The organism is Xanthomonas sp. NCPPB 2933 (assembly GCF_056725225.1).
This window is the reverse complement of the sequence record NZ_CM161518.1, coordinates 1001995-1024071: the sequence shown is the minus strand read 5'-3', so window position 1 is coordinate 1024071 and position 22077 is coordinate 1001995. Positions and strand designations below refer to the sequence as shown.

The following is a 22077-nucleotide window of genomic DNA, read 5'->3' as shown; positions in this document are numbered from 1 at the left end:
CCGCGCACAGACACGTGCGGTGGGTGGCACAGCTCAGGAACGACGACACACGACCACCGAGCAGCGCTTCGAGTGCGCCTGGCCGCTGGTTGCAATCGGCCCATGCGATCCCTGCGCCAGAGTCCGCGGGAGCATGCCGCTTCCAGCTGCTGGTTACGCGCGGGCTGTTGATCGCCGCGCTTACTTGGCGGTAATCGCCCCACTCAGCGACACCGAACCCATCCCGCCGGTGACTTCGAAACCGCCCTCCACCACCTGCAGATACAGCGCGTTGCTGTAGCGGCCATCGCTGCCACGCAACTCCTGCAGCCTGGTCAAGAACGCCTTGACGTCCGCAGTGAGATTGCCCTTTGCCGGTAACGCATTGCTGTTGCCCGCGGTGCCGTGTGGAATGAAGGTGTACACGTAATAACCTGCAGCGGAGTTATTGCCTTCCCACAGGTCATAGGTGACGCCGCCGGAGGTGATGGCATTGGCGTTAGTCAGCGTGCCCAGCGGATAGGAATTGTTGGCGCCCCAGATCATCACTTCCAGCTGCGGATCGCCCTTGCTGGCGTCCTTGCGGAAGAACAGATCGTAGGCAAAGTCACCGGTCTGCCCGCTGCCGCTGGTGGTGAACGCCACTGCGCCGCTCAGGCTACCGATCTTGGACACCTGATGCGGAAAGTAGCTGTCGGTGGCCGGGTTCATCGTGTAGTGCCAACCGCGGCAAATGGCGGGATAGCCATACAACGTTCCGCTGGGCAGGTTGTAGGTCACGGTCATGCTCGGCGTGCTGCCCGTGCCGAAGGTCGCCTTGATGTTGTTGTTCTTGTCGTTGAAATTATTGTTGTAGGCGTATTGCGTGCCGTAGACCTTGGTCTCGCCGGTAGCGGCGCTGGCGCTGGATGCGACCAGTATCAAGGCCAGCGCAACAGCACGCGGCAACCGGTTGGAACCAACAGACGTCAGCGAACGGAAGCTGTTGTGCAACTGCATGGGGTGGACTCCGATGATGGATGGATAAACGTTCGTCCACCGGCGTGCAGCGCAACGCGCCGAGCGGTGAACGAACGACCATTACGCATCCGGCGCCATCGACGCGTTGGCGTCACTGGCAACGGACACCCTCGCGCTGACGGGGCGAGGACGTGGCCATCCCTGCAGACCGATCACCGTGGCCCCATCCGATGCGCGACGCATGCATGCGTCGCGCACAAGACCACGTTATTGCGGATTACTGTGCGTCGAGCGTGGCGCTGACCTTGGCCCAGCCATTGCCGCGCACCACTTCAAAACCCGCTTCAACCGCATGCAGATACATGCTGTTGTTGTAGCGCCCATCCTTGGACCGGTTGGTCTGCAGCCAGGTGAGGAACGGCTTGGCATCCACGTTGAGGCTGCCGCTGGTCTTGAGCGTGGGCTGGCCGGCAGTGCCGGTCGGGATGAAGGTGTAGACGTAGTAGCCGGCACCGGAGTTGAAGCCTTCCCACAGGTCGAAGGTGCGTCCACCGGCAGTGATCACCTTGCTCGCGGTCAGCGTGCCGATCGGCCAGGAGTTATGGTCGCCCCAGATCATCACTTCCAGCTGCGGGTTGCCCTTGGCGGTATCCCAACGGAAGAAGATGTCGTAGGCGAAATCGCCGGCCAGATTGGTGCCGCCCGCGCTATAGGTGAACTTGAGCGGGATCTTGCTCAGCGAGGAAATCTGCTTCGGGAACAAGGTGTCGCTGGTCGGATTCCAGTCGTAATGCCAGCCGCGCACGATCGCCGGGTAGCCATAGAGGTTGTAGTCGGCGAAGTTGAAGGTCACGGTCAACTCCGGCGTGCTGCCGGTGCCGAAGGTACCCTGGATGATGTTGTTGGGATCGTTGAAATTGTTCACCCACGCATAGTGGTTGCCGAAGATCTTGTAGGGCCCGGCCAGTGCCACCGGCGCGAGCGCCACCAGACCGATTGCCAATGCTGCTTTCCACCAGCGCGATGCGCGCCGCCGCATGGTCGGTGCCTGCGCACCGGTGTGAGTGAGGGTGCTGGATTGGCTGTTGTGCATGTTGACTCTCCGTGTGGGTTCCGCGCGGCAACGCCAGTACGGCGTTGTCGAAAGCCGCCTTGCAGCGGTGGCGTCGGACCCTAGCAGCGCCGTTGTGAGCGGAGCTATAGCAATTCCGGCAGCCCTCGCTCGCCATGCACCATAACGGGTGCTATCTGGCACGCGAAGCGTGCGCGGGTCCTCAGTTTGTGTTCGTTATCGGCTGCCAGCAGGATGTATCAGTCAGGAGGCACACAACGCCGCGCCCAGGAATGGTGCAGAGCCGCATCACGCGCAGGCAGCGATTGCGCCACGCAAGCGATCGCTTGTGCATGCCCTGCACGATGCATCTGTGGCTGCTGCCTGTCGTCGCTGGCCGACGCTGCATCACGCCGATGAACGCGTCGCCTTGCACCACGACAGCGACGCGCCAGGCGATAGTCCTACGCGCCACGGCCGTTTTGCGATAGCGTTCGCACTACAGACGACGCAACAGCCGAAGGGGGCGACGATGCGCATCGGAATCGTGGTGGACAGTGCGTGCGATCTGCCGCAGGACTTCATCCAACGCAACAACGTCATCGTGCTGCCGATCAGCGTACGCATCGGCGAAGCAGTGCTGGCCGATCACCGTGATGAAGAGGCCACGCTGAGCTTCCTGCACGCGCATGTGGCCGAGCGCGGTCACGAGGCGGAGACCACACCGTTTTCGGTCAACCAGATCCGCGATCTGTTCCTGCAGCGGCTGGTCATCGACTACGACCACGTGTTCTGCCTGACCATCTCCAAGCTGCGCAGCCAGATCTTCGATAACGCCATGCAGGCCAGCTTCGCGATCCTCAACGACTACAAGCCGATCCGCCAGGCGGCAGGCCATACCTCGCCGTTCGCACTGCGCGTGATCGATACGCTCAACCTGTTCGCCGGCCAAGGCATCACCGCGGTGGAGGCGGTGCGTCTGCGCGAGCAGGGCCAGGGCGTGGCGGCAATTCGCGCCCGGCTCGAGCAGCTGGCCGAACACACTTACGGCTACATGATTCCGCGCGATCTCTATTACCTGCGCGCGCGTGCCCGCACCAAGGGCGATCGCAGCGTGGGCTTGATCAGCGCCGCGTTGGGCAGTGCGCTGGATATCAAGCCGGTGCTGCGCGCGTATCGCGGCGTCACCGAACCGGTGGCCAAGTTGAAGGGCTTCGAGCCATCCGCAGAGAAGCTGTTCGGCTTCACCGTGCGCAAGCTCCGCGAGGGCTTGATGACGCCCACCGTATGCGTAGGCTACGGCGGCGAGCTGACCGAGTTGCACGCCCTGCCCGGCTACGCAGCCTTGCAGGCCGCCTGCCAGAGCCACGGTGTGGAGTTGTTCGAAAGCGTGATGAGCCTGACCGGCATGGTCAACGTGGGCAAGGGCGCACTGGCAGTGGCATTTGCAGCCGAGCCGCATACGTTTTCTGCCTGAGGCAGGCTCGGTCGATGGCTTTGCAGCCAAGCGGCAGCGCTATCGCTCTGCAACTGATTCGTCTACATCGTGCAATCAGCTCACGGCTACAGAGATGATGTCGAATCGTTTAGATGTATTCAAAAGCTGAGTCATTCGAGGGCGCGGTGCCCTCACCGCTCGCGGGACACGCCGCAAGTACGTCCATGTAGGCTCGGTGGCGGCATCCATGCCGCCACACGGTCCCGCAATCGGCGAGGACACCGCACCGGGGAATTTACAGGTTGCTTTGCTGAAAACCCTGCACACCGACCATCTCGACTGGTCCTTGTCCGCCCACCGTCGCGGGACCTTACGCGGCATGGATGCCGCGTAAGAGCCTACACGGACGTACTTGCGGCGTGTCCCGCGATGGTGGGCGGGCAAAGACCCTGCGACCAAGCCGCAGATCAGTCGCTTTACACCTGACCTATCCGCACCATCCAACCACTCCAACGCAAACAGTATTTCGAGTTGTAGCGTCTTTCAGATACAGGTCAAAAGCTTGGTTCCAAGTAGAAGTGGATCGCAGAGAGCTACATGCCTGCACACCCGTCGACGGAATACTCACCGCCGCTGCACTAACGTGCGAACGTCATCCACCAGAGTCTTCGCACATGCCCGTCAGCTATTCGATCAGCCTGCCCGACCCCAAGCTCGCCCGCGGCGGCGATGCGAGCGTGAGCTTCAGCGCCCATGGTGCCGAGGCCTTTGCCGAACAGCTGCAGGCCGCCCTGCGCGACCCGGCCTGGTTCGATCGCTGGCGCCAGCTGCAGGCCGACCCGGACGCGGTGGATCCCAGCCTCGGCGTGACCGATCCCTCGGCCACGGTCACCGGCAAGCAGGGCGACCTGCGGATCGATCTGGTCGCCACCACCAGCATCCCCGGCGACCTGCTCAAACAGCGCATGCAGGCGCTGGCCGGACATCACTGGGAACTGCGCGACGTGCGTTAAAGCCCACTGCCGCCGCGCGTACGGCGCGGCGGCAACTTCACTCAGGTCAGCACGTTGTCCGCCACCCTCCGCGGCCAACGCCACTTCAAATTTACCGCCAGCGTCCCGATCACGATCAACGCCAGGCCCAGCCATTGCACCGGCACCAGCGCGTGGCCGTAGAGCAGATAGTCCAGCAACAGCGTGACCAGCGGATAGACGAACGCCAGTACCGCAATCGTGGCCACATGCAGATGGCGATAGGACGAATAGAACAGCACATACACGATGCCGCTGTGGATCACGCCCAAGCCCACCAGCCACAGCCAGTGCAGGCCCGGATGCAGCGCGGCGCTACTGGAAAACCCCGCAAGCAATAAGGTGCCGACCCAGCACTGCACGGTCACCACCGCCAGTGGCCGCTCGCGGCTAATGCGGCGCGACATCAGCAACGACGCCCCGCACAGTAATGCCGCCAGCAAGGTGAGCGCGATCCCGATCAGATAACCGCGATCGGCCGCCTGCCAGAGCCGCGCCGGATCGGCCGAACAGGCCACACCGACGAAGGCCAGCAACGTCCAGCCCAGATCGACACGCCGCGTGCGCTCGCCCTGCAGCAATGCGGCAAGGATCAACATCACGAACGGAAACACGTGGTAGACCATCGTCGCCACACCGATCGACGAGCGCGCCATGCCGGCGAACAACGCCACCCAGTTCAGCACCAGCAACACACCGCTGATGACCGCATCGCGCAACAGCGCACGCTCGCGCCACAGGCCGCGCAGCTGCCCACCGATCAAACCGCATACCGTCAGAAACAACGCACCGAACAGGCAGCGGTAGAACACCGCAGTCACCGGATCCTGCCCGCTTTCGTGCACGAATACGCCCACCGACCCGATCAACACTTCGGCCACCAGCAATTGCCAGATTGCACGTCGCGACGCGCCCGCCGAGGTCGCTTGAGCAGACAAGGACACGCTCATAGCGCAACCGCTCCCTGCAGATACTGCACAGCGCTGCCACGCACGTACACATGCTGCGGCTCGACCCGGCAATCGAGTTCACCGCCGCGTGCCGATGCCTGCAGCGCACGCAGCTGCGTCTTGCCAAGCGTTTGTGCCCACAGCGGCGCCAACGCGGCATGGATCGACCCGGTGACCGGATCCTCGCTACCGCCATTGGCCGGCCAGAAATAGCGCGAGACGAAGTCATGCCCGACGCCCGGCGCGGTGACCGCTACATCGCGCGGCGCCAGCACCAACATCCGGCTCAGATCGGGCGTTACCTCACGCACCTGTCCTTCATCGGCGTAGACGGCGATGTAGGCCTGCGCGTTTGCATAGACAGCCTGTGGCGCGATCGACAACGCCTCCAACAAGGCTTGCGGCACTACCGGCACCAGCGACGGCATCTGGTTGGGGAAGCGCAGCTCGAAGGTACGCTCGGCCACCCTGGCGACCTCGATCTCACCGACGGCAGGCGCGCGCAATCGCAACGGGAATGCAGCGCCTTGATGCGCGGCAATCACGAACGCGCTGGCCAAGGTCGCATGCCCGCAGAAGCCGACCTCCTTGATCGGAGAAAACCAGCGGATGTCGAATACCCCGCTCTCGTCGCGCACGAAAAATGCGGTCTCCGACAAATTGTGTTCGCTGGCGATCGCCTGCATCAGCGACTCCGGCAACCATTCCTGCAACGGCACGACAGCCGCAGGATTGCCCTTGAAACGCACCGTGGTAAACGCATCGACGATAAACACAGGAAGCAGCACGGCCCAACCTCACAGAAGAGAACACACACCTGGCGCACTCACCGGGCACAGCCAGTCTGCAGCGCAGTACACGACCATGACAGATTCAGATACGCTGCAAATTGACCAATACAGATAAAGGGCGCCCGCACATGCTCCTGTACGAATCGCTGGCCACCCAGCTGCGGCAGCAGATCGAAGGCGGCACCCTGCGTGCCGGCGAGCGCCTGCCCTCGATTCGGCAACTGGCCGCCAATCACGGCATCAGCACCGCCACGGCAGTGCAGGCCTGCCTGCAACTGGAACGCGAAGGACGCGTGCAGGCGCGGCCGCGCTCCGGCTACTTCGTGCGCACCACCGCCTCTGCATTGCCTGTCGCAGCACCGGCAACGCGGCGGCGCAAACCCGGCATGGTCGACAACCCGGCCTTGCAGCGCGTGCTCGACACCCTGGCGCGTACCGACCTGCTGCCGCTGCACACCGCCACTCCCGCGCCGGCGTTGTTGCCGGCTGCGCACTTGGCCGCCGCCCTGTCGCGTCAGTTGCGGCGCCAACGCACCGCCGCACTGGACTACGCACCGCCACAAGGCCACGCCGTACTACGCAGGCAAATCGCACAGCGTTACGCACACTGCGCAACCACCGTAGCCGCGGAAGAAGTGGTGATCACCGCCGGCGCGATGGAAGCGATCAGCCTGGCACTGCGCACTCTCACCGCACCGGGCGATGTAGTGCTGGTGGAAACACCCACCTACCACGGTATCCTGCAGGCCGTGGCCGCATTACGACTCAAGGTGCTGGAAGTCCCCAACCGCGCCGGCCACGGGATCGATGTGGCACGCCTGGACGCGCTGCTGCAGCGCACGCCGGTGCGCGCGGCGGTGCTGGTGCCCAACTTCAACAATCCCAACGGCAGCCTCACCCCCGACAGTGCCAAGCGCGCACTGCTCGACAGCTGCGCACGCCACGGCACCGTGGTGATCGAAGACGATATCTACGGCGAACTGGATTGGTCGGGCCATCGCCCTCGCCCGCTACGCCACTTCGACACGCATGCCAACGTGATCACCTGTGGCTCGTTCTCCAAGGTGCTGTCGCCGGGACTGCGCGTGGGTTGGTTGCTGGGCGGCGACTGGACCGACGCATTGGTGCGTGCCAAATACTTTTCCACCGTCGGTAGCGCCAGCCTGCCGCAACTGGCACTGGCCGATTATCTGGCGCAACACGATCTGGAACGGCATCTGCGCAAACTACGCCGCACCCTGGCCGACAACGGCCAACGCCTGCGCGATGCGATCGTGCGGCATTGGCCTGAGGGCACGCGGGCGGGCGACCCGGCCGGTGGACTCTCGCTGTGGCTGCAATTGCCCGATGGCGGCAGCGGCCAGGCATTGTTCGAAGCCGCATTGGCCGAAGGTATCGGCACCTCGCCGGGCCATCTGTACTCCAGCCGTGGCGACTACGCAGATCACTTGCGGCTGACCTGCGGCCAGCCGTGGAGCGAGACGCTGGAACGCGCGATGCGACGATTGGGCAGGCTTGCGGCGCAGGTGGCGCGGTAGCTTCGTCGTTGGCATCAACTTTTGAATTGGCGTTGGCGTCAGCTGTTGCTGTTGCTGTTGCTGTTGCTGTTGCTGTTGAACAAAACCAACGATGTCGCCGGCATCTACTCGACGCGGACTTTCAGATACGCAATGGCTTTCAGATACGCAATGGCGAGCCCCTCTCCCCACGGGAGAGGGGTTGGGGTGAGGGTACGGTGCGAAGCCAACCTGCACCCAAACTTCACCAGGCTTCGCCCGTACCCTCATCCGCCCCTGCGGGGCACCTTCTCCCGAAGGGAGAAGGGAAATCAGCTCAGCGCTTTATTCATGCCACCGGTCCAGGCAACACGGCAACGCACGCAATGCAACGCACGCAACTGCGCGAGGTCTACTACCACGCACACGCCACAAACTTAACAAACGCAACAAACGATCGGCTATTTCCACAATCAAGCAATCAAGCAATCACGAACGCAACGCCGCAGCATGATGCGCAATATGCTCGCCGATAAAACTCGAGATGAAGTAATAGCTATGGTCGTAACCAGGCTGCAGCCGCACCGTGACCGGATAACCCGCGGTCTTTGCAGCTTCCTCGAATAACGCGGTTTTCAACTGGTTTTCGAGAAATTCATCCGCGTCGCCCTGATCGATCAATAGCGGCAAGCGCTCCTGCGTCTGTGCGATCAACGCAGTGGCGTCATACGCATTCCACGCATCACGGTCCGGCCCCAGATACTGGCCAAACGCCTTCTCGCCCCACGGCACCTGGCTCGGTGCCACGATCGGTGAAAATGCAGACACGCTGCGATAGCGGCCCGGATTCTTCAATGCGATGGTCAAGGCGCCGTGCCCGCCCATCGAGTGGCCGCTGATCGCGCGCGCGCCGGTGGTGGCGAAGGTCGCTTCGATCAACGCCGGCAATTCGTTCACCACATAGTCGTACATGCGGTAGTGCGCCGCCCACGGCTGCTCGGTGGCATCCACGTAGAAACCGGCGCCCTTGCCGATGTCGTAGCCGTCCGCGTCGGCCACCTCGTCGCCGCGCGGGCTGGTGTCGGGCGCAACCAGGATGACGCCATGCTCGGCCGCGTACCGCTGCGCGCCGGCCTTGCTGATGAAATTCTGTTCGGTGCAGGTCAGGCCGCTGAGCCAGTACAGCACCGGCAGCGGGCCATCGGCGGCCTGCGGTGGCAGATACACGCCCACCTGCATGCTGCAGTTCAAGCTCTGCGACTGGTGCCGGTAGACATCTTGCCAACCGCCGAAGCAGGCACGGTGTTCGATACGTTCCATGAGATTCCTTCGATAAAAACCTGCGGCCGACATGGATGCCGGCCGCGGGGTTGGGCGGTCAGTGCAGCAGGCCCTTATGGCGTGCCACATTGGCCGCCAATGCATCCATCAATCCCGGCGACAGGCAGTCGTACGGGGTCAAGCCGAGCTCGTTGAGGCGCGCGCGTACGCCGTCCATGTCATCCGGCGGCGTGCCGGTTTCGATGATGGAGGACACGAACGCCGCAAAGCCCGGCGGCGACCAGCCCGACTGCTGCGACAACTCGGTATGGATGAAGTCCAGACCATAAAACGCATGATCCTTGTTCTCGATGCGGCCAATCATATGCACGCCGCAACCGGTACAGGCGTGGCGCTGGATCGCCGCGCTTTCGTCGACGATCTTGAGCTTCTCCGCATGCGCGGTGACCGTGACCTTGTCGCGCGGCACCACTGCAATCACCGAAAAGGTCGCGCCTTCCGGCTTCCAGCATTTACTGCAACCGCAGGCGTGGTTATGCGCGGTCTGCGCACCCACGTCCACGGTCACCTTGTCGCTGGCGCAATGGCATTCAAGGGTTCCCCCCTGAAAGCTTTCTGCACCTCCACGCGCAACACCACTGTCTACCGAAGGATGAATCGAGACGCTGGTCATCATGCCCCTCCCGGAGTATCGGGTACCACGTGCGCGGAAGCGGCCGCGCGCCGATCCTGGCCGTACGGTCAGAAGTGAATCACGGTGCGGATCGACTTGCCTTCGTGCATCAGATGGAAGGCCTCGTTGATCTCTTCCAGCGGCATGGTGTGGGTAATGAACGGGTCGAGATCGATCTCGCCCTTCATCGACTGCTCCACCATGCCCGGCAATTGGGTACGTCCCTTGACACCGCCGAAGGCCGAGCCGCGCCACACGCGGCCGGTCACCAGCTGGAACGGACGGGTACTGATTTCCTGGCCTGCGCCGGCCACGCCAATGATGACGCTCTCGCCCCAGCCCTTGTGGCAACACTCCAGCGCCGACCGCATCACGTTGACGTTGCCGATGCACTCGAAACTGAAGTCCACGCCGCCATCAGTCAACTCGACGATGACCTCCTGGATCGGCTTGTCGTAGTCCTTGGGGTTGATGCAATCGGTGGCGCCCATGCTGCGTGCCAGATCGAACTTGCCCGGGTTGGTATCGATGGCCAGGATGCGCCCGGCCTTGGCCTGCACCGCGCCCTGGATCACCGCAAGACCAATGCCGCCCAGGCCGAACACTGCCACGCTCTCACCCGGCTTGACCTTGGCGGTGTTGTGCACGGCACCAATACCGGTGGTGACGCCGCAACCGAGCAGGCAGACCTTTTCCAGCGGCGCTTCCGGATTGACCACGGCCAGCGAAATCTCCGGCACCACGGTGTACTCGCTGAAGGTGCTGCAGCCCATGTAGTGATAGATCGGTTCGCCGTTGTACGAGAAGCGCGTGGTGCCGTCGGGCATCAGGCCCTTGCCCTGCGTGGCACGCACGGCCTGGCACAGATTGGTCTTGCCGGACAGGCAGAATTTGCACTTGCGGCATTCGGCGGTGTACAGCGGGATCACGTGATCGCCGACCTTGACACTGGTGACGCCCTCGCCGATCTCTTCGACGATGCCGCCGCCTTCGTGGCCCAGCACGGACGGGAAGATGCCTTCCGGGTCGTCGCCAGACAGCGTGAACGCATCGGTGTGGCAGACGCCGGTGTGGGTGATGCGGACCAGCACTTCGCCGGCCTTCGGCGGTGCGACGTCGATTTCGACGATTTCCAGCGGTTTGCCGGGTCCGAATGCAACTGCTGCACGGGATTTCATTGGATGATGCTCCTGACGATGAGATTCAAGGACGGGTGCGGCATGCGCCGACCCGGTGGGAGTTCATTTGAGGTAGGACCGGACCAGGCCGAGCAATTCCTGCACCCGCTCGGCGCGTTGCGCATCGGACGTGGCGGCATGCCCGAAATCTTCCCGGATATGCGCTTCAAGCACCTGCGACATCAGCCCATTCACGGCCCCCCGGATCGCGGCGATCTGCTGCAAGACAGGCGCGCAGTCTGCGCCTGCCTGCAGCGCCCGCTCAAGTGCATCGCACTGCCCGCGCAAGCGACGCACGCGTGCTAGCGCCCGCTTTTTCTCTTGCGGCGAATGCGGCATGAAAGCTCCGGTCCAAATACTGGGGGGCAGTATATGGATTCGAACGAAAAAAGCCATGGGCATCGGGGTGTTGTGTCGAGACGCCAGCTGGCAACGTGATGTTCGATCAACGCCGATGCGCGCGAGAATGCCCGCCAGCAGAGACTGTGGCGCTGCCTGTGCACACGCACGCACAGATCAGAAATTTGTGCCCTGCGCAGGAAATCCGCGACCGCAATCAGCAAAGTGACCGCAGTGCAGCATGACGGTGGCTGATGTGCACGTGCAGCATCCAGCGTCATCCCTCATCCCCGTCCAGGCGCATGCTTTCCGACACCGGCAGCTCGATGGTGCAGCGCACCCCATCCGGGCCCAGCTCATAGGTGGTTTCGGCCTGCAGTTGATACGGCAGCGCGCGCTCGATCAGCTCGCGGCCGTACCCGGAACCTTGTGGCGCTTCGCCGGGTGTTGGCATGGTCACGCCGGTTTCGCTCCATTCGATCCGCAGCCGCGTACCGTTACCGGTGCGCAGCAGGCGCCAACGCACCTGCAGCTGGCCGCCGGGTTGGGCGAGCGCGCCGTACTTGTTGGCATTGGTCGCCAGCTCATGCAGCGCCAGCGCAAACGTCTGCACGGTGCTGGAGCGCAGACGCACACCGCTGGGGCCATCCAGCACCACCTGCTCACCCTGGCCTTGCGCGTCGATCGCGCCCATCGCCGAGAGTTCGACATGGATCAACTCATCGAACAGGATGCGATCGCCGTCGTTCAGGCGCGAGAGCAATCCCTGCACGCGCGCCAGCGCGTCCAGGCGATCGTTGTAGATCAGCGCCAACTCGGCGATGGTCTTGCTGCTGCGCTGGGTGCGATTGAAGACCACACGCACCACGCCCATCAGGTTGCGCGTGCGGTGCTGCAGTTCGGCCAGCAACACCTGCTGGCGATCTTCCCACTCCCGGCGCCGGGTGACGTCCTGGCCGATCTTGAGATACCCCAGCGGCTCGACACTGCCATCGCGCAGCGGCCGGGTCGCCCCTTCGATGAAGACGCGGCGACCGTCCTTGCATTGATGCCAGCGGACATTGGGGGCAAAGCCGGTGTGGTGCGCCTGTTCGATCTCGCGCTGCGGTACCCCGGCCAGGCGATCTTCTGCAACGAAGGTCATGGCGATGTGTTGACCCACCGCTTCTTCGGCGGTCCAGCCGAACACCGCTTCGGCACCAGGGGGCCAGGTCTGGATGTAGCCGCTGGTGTCGGTGGTAAAGATCGCGTAATCCAGCGCGTTTTCAAGAATCACGCGGTAACGCTCTTCGCTTTCGATCAGCGCGCCCTGTGCGCGTGCGCGCTCCAATGCCGCCCAGGTGCGCTCTGCGGTTTCTTCGGCCAGCCGGATCTCGGCGGCCGTCCAATCGCGCGCAGTGCGCTGATTGACCACGAAGCTGGCAACCAGCTGGCCGCTCTTGATCAGCGGCACCACGATCAGCGCACCGATGGCATTGCCCAGATAGGCCGCGCGCTGATCGTCGGGCAATGCCGCATCGATGGCAGTGTCGCGCACCACCCATGTCTGCGCGTCGGTCAGCCAGGGCATCGGCCAATCGCTCAGTGCGAAGCGCCGCGCATGACTGGTTTCGCCGGGTTGATGCCAATCGCGTTCGACAACGTACTGCTGCGTTTTGCGATCCACTTCAACGTAGTACGCGCGGCCGGCATGCAAATGCTCGCCCAGCACGCACGCGGCGTTGCCCTGGATCGCGGCCGGGTCGCTCAGCGGCCGCAGCGCATCGGACAGTTTCAACAAGAAGGCATTGCGATCCTGCACCTCGCGCAACGCCGCTTCGGCCAGCTTGCGGTCGGTGATGTCGAGCACGAATTCGAAGCCGGTTCCATCCGGCAGCCGCTTGGCGGCAAACAACGCCCAGCGATGCGAGCCGTCCTTGCGCAGATATTCGCGCTCATAGGGCGTGGTGCTGCCCTTGGCCTTCAGCTCTTGAAAGGCCTGCGCGGTCAACTCACGCGCGGTCGCCGGGGTCAGGTTCTGCCAGTTGAGCGTACCGGCTTCAACATCTGCACGGCTGTAGCCGCTCATCTTCAAGAACGCATCGTTGGCATCGGTCAGGCGGCCATCCATATCGAAATATGTCGCGCCCACGGTTTCGATCGTCAGAGCGGTGCGGAAGCGCTCTTCACTGGCACGCAGCAGCTCCTGCGCACGTTTCTGGTCGGAGATATCGCGAAAATACACCGACATACCGCCATCGCTGGTGGGATACAGACTGATGTCGACCCAATGCCCCAGCACCGGCGAGGCGACATCCAGGCGGACCATCTGCCGCGTTTGTGCGGCCTGCAAATGCGCGGTGTGCGTTGCAGAGCCGATCAACGCGGCGAACTCGTCCCAGATCACCTTGCCCAGCAATTGCGCACGCGAGCGCGCCCACAGCGCCTCGGCCTTGCGATTGATATAGGTAAAGCGCCACTGCGCATCGACGCCATAGAACGCATCGGAAATGCTTTCCAGAATGTCGCGGTTACGCTCGGCTAGCATGCCCAGTTCCGCCTGCACCCGGCGTTGTCCGGTCACGTCCTGCACCACGGTCAACCCACCGGTCACCCTGCTGCCATCGCGCAATGCGACCGCAGTGACACGCAACCAACATTCGGCGGTTCCATCGAGGTGGCGGAAATCGATCGGCGCTGTGGTGTCTTGGCCGCGCAACGCGCGCGCACCGGGAAACTGCTGCGGTGGCACCGGGTTGCCCTGCTGGTCGATACCCTGCCACTCGGCTGCGCGCACGCTATCGCGCGAGGGAATGCGATCGGTCAACTGATCGCTCAGCTGCGGGTTCTTGTAGGTGAAACGGCCTTGCGTATCGAACAGACCGACGCCGATCGGAATCTGATCGAGCACCAGCGCCAGCCGCGCCTCGCTATCGCGCAGGCGTTGTTCGGCCTGCTTGCGCGCGGTGATGTCGGCGGCGGTGCCGAACCATTCGGTGATATTCCCCTCCGCATCCAGTGCCGGCACGCCCTTGGTGGCGATCCAGGCCAGGCTGCCGTCCGCACGTCGCACCCGATGCTCGAAAATGATGGGTGTCTTTGCATGGATGCCGGCATCGATCTTTCGCCGCACCATTGCCCGATCGTCATCGGGAATGTAATCCATCAGCCAGGCGCGATTGGGATTGACCGCATCGGCCAGAAAGCCTTTACCGGTCAATGCGCGCATCTCGCCCCAATCCGGGCTCATCCGGTAATGCACTTCGGAACTTACCAGCGACAACGCGGCCAGCCGCGACTCGCTGGTCCGCAACGCCGCCTGAGCACGATTGCGTTCGACATAGTCGGCGGCGGTCCATGCAAGCAGTTCGAGCAACCTGAGTTCGTGCTCTGCCGGCCGATACGGCAGGGTGAATTGCGTACTGAGCAAACCGAGCAACACGCCGGCACGATTGAACAGGGGCGTGAACTGCGCAGCACGGATCCCACTGCACAGCGCGGCCTCGTAATCCGGCGTGCCCTTGAGTGGGGTGAACGTTTCGATGTCTTCGATCACCAGCTGCCGGCGCTCGCGGCGCATGGCATCGCAGGTCGCCTGAAAACCGTCCTTCAAGAACTGCTGCACGAACGGGCTGCGCTCGTCGTGCCCGCGATAGACACGCAGCTCCATGTCGTTGCTGTGCTCGTCGACCAGTTGCACGCAACCGCACTCGGTGCGCGCGAACGTGCAGGCAAGCGCGGTGATGTCCTGCAGCGCTACACGCATGTCGCTCTGCGCTGCAAGGCTGACCTGTAGCGCGTGCAACTTGCGCATGCCGGCCAGCTCTTCCAGCATGCTTGCAGCGCTTTCGACATTTTCCACGTTGTCGATCTGCTCGCCAGGCGCGCGTTTCATCGTGACGGGTTTCTCCCTGCGCGCATTATCCGATCTCTCGCCAAGGGTGAAGCGACACAATGCGTAATCGCGAGCGAAGAGGCTGTAGTAGCGTGCTCGACATCTGCCGTGCTGGTGCACGCGCAAACCTGCGTCTTCGGATGCGCAGCCGACGCGACCGCAAGGTGGTAGTCACTGGCTTGCAGCGTTATCTGGCGAAACATCTGCCCTTGTGCTGTACGGCAACGTCCGCTAGCGGCGAGGCACCTGCGCACATCGATCTCAGCCGTGACGCGGCGGCGGCTCGAATCCCTCAGCTTCCAGGCATTGCAGCAACGATGATGGTGGCGGCCCAGGCGGTGGCGCATCCGGCACCGGCAACGCGATGTCTTGCGCCGTAGCGCAGGCCTGCAGCGCTGCATCGAATTCGGGATCGTGCGGCGGCGGTGGGCCATGATGGCCGTGCGCAGATGGCGGTGGCAGCGGCAACGGCGGCGCGCCACCTGGAGCACCGCAGAGGCTGGAGCAGCCGCTCATGCTCAGTGCGGCAAGCAGCGCAGCGGTGACGGCAAAGCTGGGGCGTGTTTGGACCATCGTCGATCTCCCTGGATGGATGCACACGTGTGCGTCGTGCATGCACGTGGCAGGGCGGGCAACGCCCGCGCTTTCGTCCAGCAAAGCCTTGCATGTGCGTGTGCCGTGCATGTGTCGCGTGCGTGTCGCCATCCGCCAAGCGCAGGCGTGCGCCGGCATTTGCTGATCGTGCCGCTATCCCTGCTGCAAAACCGCGCAAGTGCTAACGCGTCAGTTCTCGACGACGGCCGGTGCCACGCTGACGGCGGCGTCAGCGGCATTTTCAGGCAGCGATGCCATCACCGCAGCGCGAAAGCGCGCAGCGAATGCGGCATCGTTGGCCTGATAGAAGGCACGCGCATTGGCCGATAACTGATCCAGCTGCGCCTGTGGCAACGCCAATGCGGTTTCCACCGCGTGCGCGATTCCCGCCGCATCGACGTAGTAATACGAGGCAAGACGCCGCTGGCGCACGTCGGCCACCGGAATCAGCACGCCGTGCTCGGGCCTGACCAATTCGTTCATCGGCTCGCCGTCGGTCGCCAATGTCACCGCGCCCACGCTCAACGCTTCCATCAGGTAATGCCCGAAACCTTCGGCTTCTGACGGGCAGATATGGAACAGATGCGCGTTCTGCAGCCGGCGCAGTTCGGCATCGTCGAGATAGCGGACCCGGTGATCGATGTTCGCAGCAACCACCGGCTTGCCGGCGGTGCGCGGGCTCTGCACCACGGTCAGCAGCGGCCACTCCGGATGCTGCTTCCAGGTCTCCAGCAGCACGCGGGTCCCCTTGGCGGTGCTGCGCCCGGCCAGATGGAAGAATGCACGCTGACGCAGCACCAGTGGGTCGTAGCGATCCGGGCTGGTGAATCCGATGAACCGCGTGGTGCAGCCCAGATTGCGAAAGATCCGCTCGGCGTGATGGGTCTTGCACAGCACCGCATCGAAGCGCGGCAACCGCGGCAGCCACTTGGGCAGCATCCACTCCGGATTGGGCACCAGCAGGTTGGCCTGACCCAGCGGCAGGCAGCGCGCATACACACGTTCGGAAAAGATCTGCACCGGCACCCGCCCGAACAGCGCGCGGCTGGCCCACAGACGGGTTTCGCGCAGGGTGTCGTGCACCCGCTGGCTGGTGAATCCCACTTCTTGCACCGGCACACCGCCAGCACGCAGGGTCTGCGCCATCAACACCATGTCGCGGGTCAGGCCCACGCCGTTGTCGCGGCTGATCACCCGCATCATCGGAAACGCCTTGTCATGCGCGCACTCGCCGTTGCAGCGGCATAGTGTCGATGTGATGGCTTCCTTGGCGATGTCCGGTTCTGTCATGTCGCGTCACACGTGTGCCAATGGATGACAAATTCAATCATTATGATGCGTGCTCCAGCCTTGCAACTGCGAGCACCATGTATCCGGTAGCCACCACCCTGCGCGGCCAAACCTCCGCGCCACCGACGATGACCTCCATGGACCTGCAACAACCCTGCGTTCTTGTGGTTGACGACGACCCGGACCTGCGCAAGCTGATCGGCGAGTTCCTGAGCGCCCACGGCTACCAGGTGGACGTTGCCGAAAACGTGGCGGAGATGCGCAAGAGCATCGCGCAGCGCCGCCCGGACCTCATCGTACTCGACGTGATGATGCCCGGAGAAGACGGGCTGAGCGCGGCCCGGGCCCTGGCCAGCGAGCGCGGTTCACCCGCGGTCATCATGCTCAGCGCGTTGGGCAACGACACCGACCGCATCATCGGCCTGGAAGTGGGCGCCGACGATTACCTGGCCAAACCCTGCAATCCACGCGAATTGCTGGCGCGGGTGCGCGCCCTGCTGCGCCGCAGCCAGGCCAGCAACGAGCAGGCCGACCACCGCGGCAACGTCTACGAATTCGCCGGCTGGCGGCTGGATGTGGTACGCCGCGACCTGCGCGACCCCACCGGCATCTTCATCAACCTCTCCGACGGCGAGTTCGCGCTGCTGCGCACCTTCGTCGAGCATCCGCAGCGGGTGCTGAGCCGCGACCAACTGCTGGACTATGCGCGCGGCCGCGATACCGATGTCTACGACCGCGCCATCGACAGCCAGATCAGCCGGCTGCGCCGCAAGATCAACGAGCGCGTGCATACCGAGTTGATTCGCACCGTGCGTAACGAAGGCTACATGCTGCTGCCGGGCGTCTCGCGTCTGTGAGCAACCCGGCACGTCGCGGGCTGTCGATCTTTGCGCGTACCTTCGTATTGCTGGCGGTGGCCCTGCTCACCGCCCAGGCGGTCGGCATCGCGCTGCTGGTGATGCGCACCCCGGTCTACGAGCCTCCGGTACATCCCCCGGAGGTGGTGGCGCTACTGTCCACGCGCATGCCGGCCGGCACCCAGACCTTGACGGTGCGCGAGTCCGCGCAGTCCCCGCTGCCGCCAGCAGGCCAGGTGCGCGATGCGTTTGCCGAAATGCTGCTTGCCCATTGGCTGGATGTGCCCGAGCAGCGCGTGCGCTTCTACCGCAGCGCCGACGATCGCCCGGGCCCGCGCGTCAGCATGTCGCTGCCGGGCCAACCGCAGGCGTCCGAGGCCAATAACGGCGATGGCAGCCCTGCCGGCAATCGCCGCGCTGCCTTGCAGAGATCGCGGCCAGAGCCGGGGGATTGGCACCGCGATCGCCATCCCGGCGCCTCGCCGTTCGGCAACGGACTGCGACCGGACGACGCCCCGGGCGCCTGGGAAAGCGAGCGCCTGACCCCGGGCGTACCGCTGCTGGACGGCTTCACCGCCGCGCTGCAGCAGCCCGATGGCCGCTGGCGCACGGTGGAATCGCCGCCACGGCGGTTGTCGGCCGAGTTCAAGACCCACGTGGTGCTGCTGTTCCTGGCCGGCCTGCTGGCCAACGTGCCGCTGGCGTGGTGGTTCTCGCGTGCGCTGTCGGCGCCGATCAAGCGCTTTGCCGAAGCCGCCGACCGACTGGGTCGCAACCCGGATGCCGCTGCACTACAACGCAGCGGCCCGCCGGAGATCGTGCGCGCGGCCGACTCGTTCAATGCGATGCAGGCACGCCTGAACCGCCTGATCAATGAGCGCACCCACATGGTGGCGGCGATCGCGCACGACCTGCGCACGCCGCTGGCGCGCCTGTCGTTCCGCCTGGACGGCCTGCAGCCACCGCTACGCGACAAGGCACTGGCCGACATCGACGAAATGAAGGCGATGATTTCCGCCGCGCTGGATTTCATCCAGAACGATCGCCACCGCGGCGAACGCGCGCCGCTGGATCTGCGCCTGCTGGTGGAAAGCGTGGTCGACAACGCCACCGACATCGGCGCCGAGGCCGAACTGCTGCCCGGCCCGGAGATCACCCTGGATGGCGACCCGCTGGCCTTGCGCCGCGCAGTGATGAACCTGCTGGAAAACGCACTGAAGTACGGCAAACGCGCGCGTCTGCAGCTGCAGCGTGACGGCGAAGACGGCGTGCTGTGGATCGACGACGACGGCCCCGGCATCGACCCGACCCAGCGCGAACAGTTGCTGCTGCCGTTCGTGCGTGGCGAGTCCTCGCGCAACCGCGACACCGGCGGCATCGGGCTGGGCCTGTCGGTGGCGCACAGCATCGTGCTGGCGCATGGCGGCGATCTGCGCCTGGACAACCGTGCCGGCGGCGGACTGCGGGTAACGGTGCGCCTGCCGTGCATGCCGGAGCGGCGCTAGACGTGCGTTCTTTCGTACGTGAGGTCGACGATGCCGTCTCGCGCCCGAGTCCATTCCTGCAAAAAACGACCGCGCGGTAGCCTAGCGATGCGCTACGACTGCGGCAATCCGCAAGCGCTCAGTACGCAAACTCGCGGAACACCCGATCGATGTCGCCGTTCCATGCACCGTGATACAGCGCCAGCTTGCGCTCGGCGGCGGTGACACCGCTTTCGGCGATCTCGGCGATCACATCCACAAAGCCGGTTTCGTCCTGACCGTCGGCATTCAAACGCGCCCGCCGACGCAGGCCTTCGCGCGCGATCTTGACCGCTTCCACGGCCAAATCGCGCACCGTGCCGTGACGGAACGGCAGCCCGAGCGCATGCTTGGGCACACCATCGCGCAGCGCATGACGCTCGGTGGGGCTGAAGTCCTTGACCAGATCCCAGGCCGCATCCAGCGCGGTGTCGTCGTATAGCAGCCCCACCCAGAACGCCGACAGCGCACACAGGCGGTCCCACGGGCCGGCATCGGCGCCACGCATTTCCAGATACTTCTTCAAGCGCACTTCCGGGAAGGCGGTGGTCATGTGATCCGACCAGTCGCGTAGCGTCGGCAATGCACCCGGCAATGCCGGCAGCTTGCCTTGCATGAAATCGCGAAAGCTCTGCCCGCTGGCATCGACATACACACCGTCGCGATACGAAAAATACATTGGCACATCGAGCAGGTAATCGACGTAGCGCTCGTAGCTGAAGCCGTCTTCGAACACGAAGTCCAGCATGCCGGTGCGATCGGCGTCGGTGTCGGTCCAGATGTGCGAGCGGTAGCTGAGGTAACCGTTGGGCTTGCCTTCGGTGAACGGCGAATCGGCGAACAACGCGGTGGCGATCGGCTGCAGCGCCAGCGACACGCGGAACTTCTTCACCATGTCCGCTTCGGTGGCGTAATCCAGATTGACCTGCACCGTGCAGGTGCGCGTCATCATGTCCAGGCCGAGCGAGCCGACCTTGGGCATGTAGTTCTTCATGATCTGGTAGCGGCCCTTGGGCATCCACGGCATCTGGTCGCGGCGCCACTTCGGTTGGAAACCCATGCCCAGAAAGCCCAGCTGCAACTCGCCGGCGACCTGCGCCACTTCGTCCAGATGGGTGCCGGTTTCCACGCAGGTGTGATGCAGGGTCTCGACCGCTGCGCCGGAGAGTTCCAGCTGCCCGGCCGGCTCCAGCGTCACCGAGGCGCCGTCGCGCAGCAGCGCGATGGTGTGGCCGTTTTCCTGCACCGGCTCCCAGCCGAAGCGGGTCAAGCCGGTCAGCAGCGCCTGGATGCCGCGCGCGCCCTCAAAGGTGGGCGCGCGCAGGTCGTCGAGCTGGAAGCCGAACTTTTCGTGCTCGGTGCCGATCCGCCAGTCCGCGCTGGGCTTTTCGCCGGAGGCAAGTACCTGGACCAGCTCCGCGCGTTCGGTGATCGGCGTTTCGGCAACGTGGCTGGGACTCGACAAGGGCAGGCTCGCAGAAAAATTGAGGGGAACGATGTGGGGATCCTCCCCAGCCACCGCAAGGCCCGCACTATAACCGCCCAACATGGAAGAATTGCCGCCATCGGCCGGGTCTTAGATTTCCATCCATGCTTACTGCATGCAGATGCAGGCGAACACCCACCGTCGCGCTGGCATCACCTGCCGGGACTTCACGCACACAGCGACAAGCGCAGGCATGGCCGGGGCTGGTCAAGGTCCGGCAGCGCCGCAGCCCTCAAGATGCCAGATGGCCATGCGAGGCCAGCATCAACGCGTGCAATAGCGCGGCAACCGCGGCGCTGTTCCAGCCAAAGACATGCGTACACGATCCTGTAGCATCGCCCGGCCATGAATGTTGCGCCCACACCCACCGACGCCCTGCTTGCGCAGATGGCCAGCCTGATGCACTGCGAGCGCGCCGAAGGCTTTGCCTGCGTAAGCGCGCGGCGCGCACACGGTGCGCGCTCGGTGGACCTGACCCAGGCGCAATTTGCGATTCTGCTGCAGGGCCGCAAACACGTGCGGACCGCGACCCAATCGCTGGAGTTCGTGCCGGGCGACCTGTTCCTGGTGACGCGCCGTTGCCGGATCGATGTGATCAACACGCCCGACCCATCAACCGGGCTCTACCTGAGCGCGGTGGTGCCCCTCTGCGAAGAAGCGCTTGCTGCTGCGCGCGCGTTGTGGAACGAGCCGCTGCCCGAGGCCGGCGACGACATCGCTCGGCTGCCGGCGATCGATTTCGGCCCGGCGCTGCGGCAATGGCGCGATGCGCTGCAACACGGCCTGTATACCGAAGCACGCCTGGCGCTGGCCTCGCTGGTGATCAGCTTGTGCCGCCGTGGTCACGGCGGCCTGCTGTTGCCGCCCGCACCAAGTCTCGCCTCGCAGGTGCGCACGTTGATCACCGCGCAGCCACAGCGGGCTTGGCGCTCACGCGATATCGAAGACAGCCTGGGCATCAGTGGTGCCACCTTGCGCCGGCATCTGGCCGCAGAACACTGCTCGCTGCGCGAGCTGATCACCGACGCGCGGCTCGCGCATGCGATGGCCCTGCTCTACACCACACGCTGGCCGCTCAAGACCGTGGCCGCGCGTGCAGGCTATCGCTCCACCCGCAGCTTCAGTCAGCGCTTCCAGCAGCGTTACGGGCTGGATCCGGCCAGCATCGGCAACACCCGCTAGGTCGCTGCAGCGAGCGCTTCGCGCAGCGCAATGAGCGAATCGCGCAAGTCGCTGCCGCCAGCATGGCGACATCGCGGCGGTTGCCGCCTGCCCTGGAGTTGCTC

General features: G+C 64.3%; 17 protein-coding genes and 2 pseudogenes. 7 read left to right on the top strand and 12 right to left on the bottom strand.

Annotation, left to right across the window (positions count from 1 at the left end):
• Positions 1-180 precede the first annotated feature (180 nt).
• Together AC1PLU_RS04335 and AC1PLU_RS04330 are read right to left on the bottom strand one after the other, a co-directional pair.
• A complete protein-coding gene (locus AC1PLU_RS04335; RefSeq protein WP_481107806.1) occupies positions 181-978 on the bottom strand; it encodes a GH12 family glycosyl hydrolase domain-containing protein in 798 nt (265 codons plus the stop codon).
• Positions 979-1216: 238 nt separating this feature from the next.
• Positions 1217-2032 (bottom strand): GH12 family glycosyl hydrolase domain-containing protein, encoded by an 816-nt coding sequence (locus AC1PLU_RS04330; RefSeq protein ID WP_481107805.1) that lies wholly within the window; start codon positions 2030-2032, stop codon positions 1217-1219.
• Positions 2033-2522: 490 nt separating this feature from the next.
• On the opposite strand from AC1PLU_RS04330, the gene AC1PLU_RS04325 reads away from it, so the two are divergent.
• Both AC1PLU_RS04325 and AC1PLU_RS04320 read left to right on the top strand, forming a co-directional pair.
• A complete protein-coding gene (locus AC1PLU_RS04325; RefSeq protein WP_481107804.1) occupies positions 2523-3467 on the top strand; it encodes a DegV family protein in 945 nt (314 codons plus the stop codon).
• A gap of 635 nt (positions 3468-4102) precedes the next feature.
• A complete protein-coding gene (locus tag AC1PLU_RS04320) occupies positions 4103-4441 on the top strand; it encodes a hypothetical protein (RefSeq protein ID WP_023905094.1) in 339 nt (112 codons plus the stop codon).
• A gap of 41 nt (positions 4442-4482) precedes the next feature.
• Here the strand turns inward: AC1PLU_RS04320 and AC1PLU_RS04315 are convergent, their stop codons facing one another.
• Together AC1PLU_RS04315 and AC1PLU_RS04310 are read right to left on the bottom strand one after the other, a co-directional pair.
• The gene (locus tag AC1PLU_RS04315; RefSeq protein ID WP_481107803.1) at positions 4483-5409 is read right to left on the bottom strand and encodes a DMT family transporter; all 927 of its coding nucleotides are present in this window, start codon (positions 5407-5409) and stop codon (positions 4483-4485) included.
• Positions 5406-6197 (bottom strand): PhzF family phenazine biosynthesis protein, encoded by a 792-nt coding sequence (locus AC1PLU_RS04310; protein ID WP_481107802.1) that lies wholly within the window; start codon positions 6195-6197, stop codon positions 5406-5408. The genes AC1PLU_RS04315 and AC1PLU_RS04310 overlap by 4 nt, the downstream gene beginning before the upstream one ends.
• 131 nt (positions 6198-6328) lie before the next feature.
• Between AC1PLU_RS04310 and AC1PLU_RS04305 the strand changes: the two genes are divergently transcribed.
• Positions 6329-7738, top strand: coding sequence for an aminotransferase-like domain-containing protein (locus AC1PLU_RS04305; RefSeq protein ID WP_481107801.1), 1410 nt, complete (start codon positions 6329-6331; stop codon positions 7736-7738).
• A gap of 447 nt (positions 7739-8185) precedes the next feature.
• Here AC1PLU_RS04305 and fghA read toward each other — a convergent pair whose 3' ends face one another.
• The 7 genes from fghA to AC1PLU_RS04270 form a co-directional block, all read right to left on the bottom strand.
• Positions 8186-9016: an S-formylglutathione hydrolase gene (gene fghA, locus AC1PLU_RS04300; protein ID WP_481107800.1), complete on the bottom strand. Its 831-nt coding sequence runs from the start codon at positions 9014-9016 to the stop codon at positions 8186-8188.
• Between the two features lie 58 nt (positions 9017-9074).
• Positions 9075-9650, bottom strand: a complete 576-nt coding sequence (gene gfa / locus AC1PLU_RS04295) for an S-(hydroxymethyl)glutathione synthase (RefSeq protein ID WP_043909729.1) — start codon at positions 9648-9650, stop codon at positions 9075-9077.
• A 68-nt stretch (positions 9651-9718) separates the two neighbouring features.
• A complete protein-coding gene (locus tag AC1PLU_RS04290; RefSeq protein ID WP_006451640.1) occupies positions 9719-10828 on the bottom strand; it encodes an S-(hydroxymethyl)glutathione dehydrogenase/class III alcohol dehydrogenase in 1110 nt (369 codons plus the stop codon).
• Positions 10829-10891: 63 nt separating this feature from the next.
• Positions 10892-11167, bottom strand: coding sequence for a metal/formaldehyde-sensitive transcriptional repressor (locus AC1PLU_RS04285; RefSeq protein WP_023905100.1), 276 nt, complete (start codon positions 11165-11167; stop codon positions 10892-10894).
• A gap of 277 nt (positions 11168-11444) precedes the next feature.
• Positions 11445-15041, bottom strand: coding sequence for a PAS domain-containing sensor histidine kinase (locus AC1PLU_RS04280; RefSeq protein ID WP_481107799.1), 3597 nt, complete (start codon positions 15039-15041; stop codon positions 11445-11447).
• A 261-nt stretch (positions 15042-15302) separates the two neighbouring features.
• Positions 15303-15557, bottom strand: coding sequence for a hypothetical protein (locus tag AC1PLU_RS04275; RefSeq protein ID WP_481108463.1), 255 nt, complete (start codon positions 15555-15557; stop codon positions 15303-15305).
• 267 nt (positions 15558-15824) lie between these two features.
• Positions 15825-16925, bottom strand: a complete 1101-nt coding sequence (locus AC1PLU_RS04270) for a glycosyltransferase (protein WP_481107798.1) — start codon at positions 16923-16925, stop codon at positions 15825-15827.
• A 137-nt stretch (positions 16926-17062) separates the two neighbouring features.
• On the opposite strand from AC1PLU_RS04270, the gene AC1PLU_RS04265 reads away from it, so the two are divergent.
• From AC1PLU_RS04265 to AC1PLU_RS04255, 3 genes and pseudogenes are all read left to right on the top strand, one after another.
• Positions 17063-17782: a response regulator gene (locus AC1PLU_RS04265; RefSeq protein ID WP_095575415.1), complete on the top strand. Its 720-nt coding sequence runs from the start codon at positions 17063-17065 to the stop codon at positions 17780-17782.
• Positions 17779-18145: pseudogene (locus tag AC1PLU_RS04260) on the top strand (two-component sensor histidine kinase); the annotation flags it as partial. The gene AC1PLU_RS04265 and the pseudogene AC1PLU_RS04260, both read left to right, overlap by 4 nt.
• Before the next feature lie 74 nt (positions 18146-18219).
• Positions 18220-19287 (top strand): annotated as a pseudogene (locus AC1PLU_RS04255) (ATP-binding protein); the annotation flags it as partial.
• A 118-nt stretch (positions 19288-19405) separates the two neighbouring features.
• Here the strand turns inward: AC1PLU_RS04255 and AC1PLU_RS04250 are convergent.
• Positions 19406-20770 (bottom strand): glutamate--cysteine ligase, encoded by a 1365-nt coding sequence (locus AC1PLU_RS04250; protein WP_115037989.1) that lies wholly within the window; start codon positions 20768-20770, stop codon positions 19406-19408.
• Positions 20771-21136: 366 nt separating this feature from the next.
• Here AC1PLU_RS04250 and AC1PLU_RS04245 point away from each other — a divergent pair, with 366 nt between their 5' ends.
• The gene (locus AC1PLU_RS04245; protein ID WP_481107797.1) at positions 21137-21973 is read left to right on the top strand and encodes a helix-turn-helix transcriptional regulator; all 837 of its coding nucleotides are present in this window, start codon (positions 21137-21139) and stop codon (positions 21971-21973) included.
• Positions 21974-22077 lie beyond the last annotated feature (104 nt).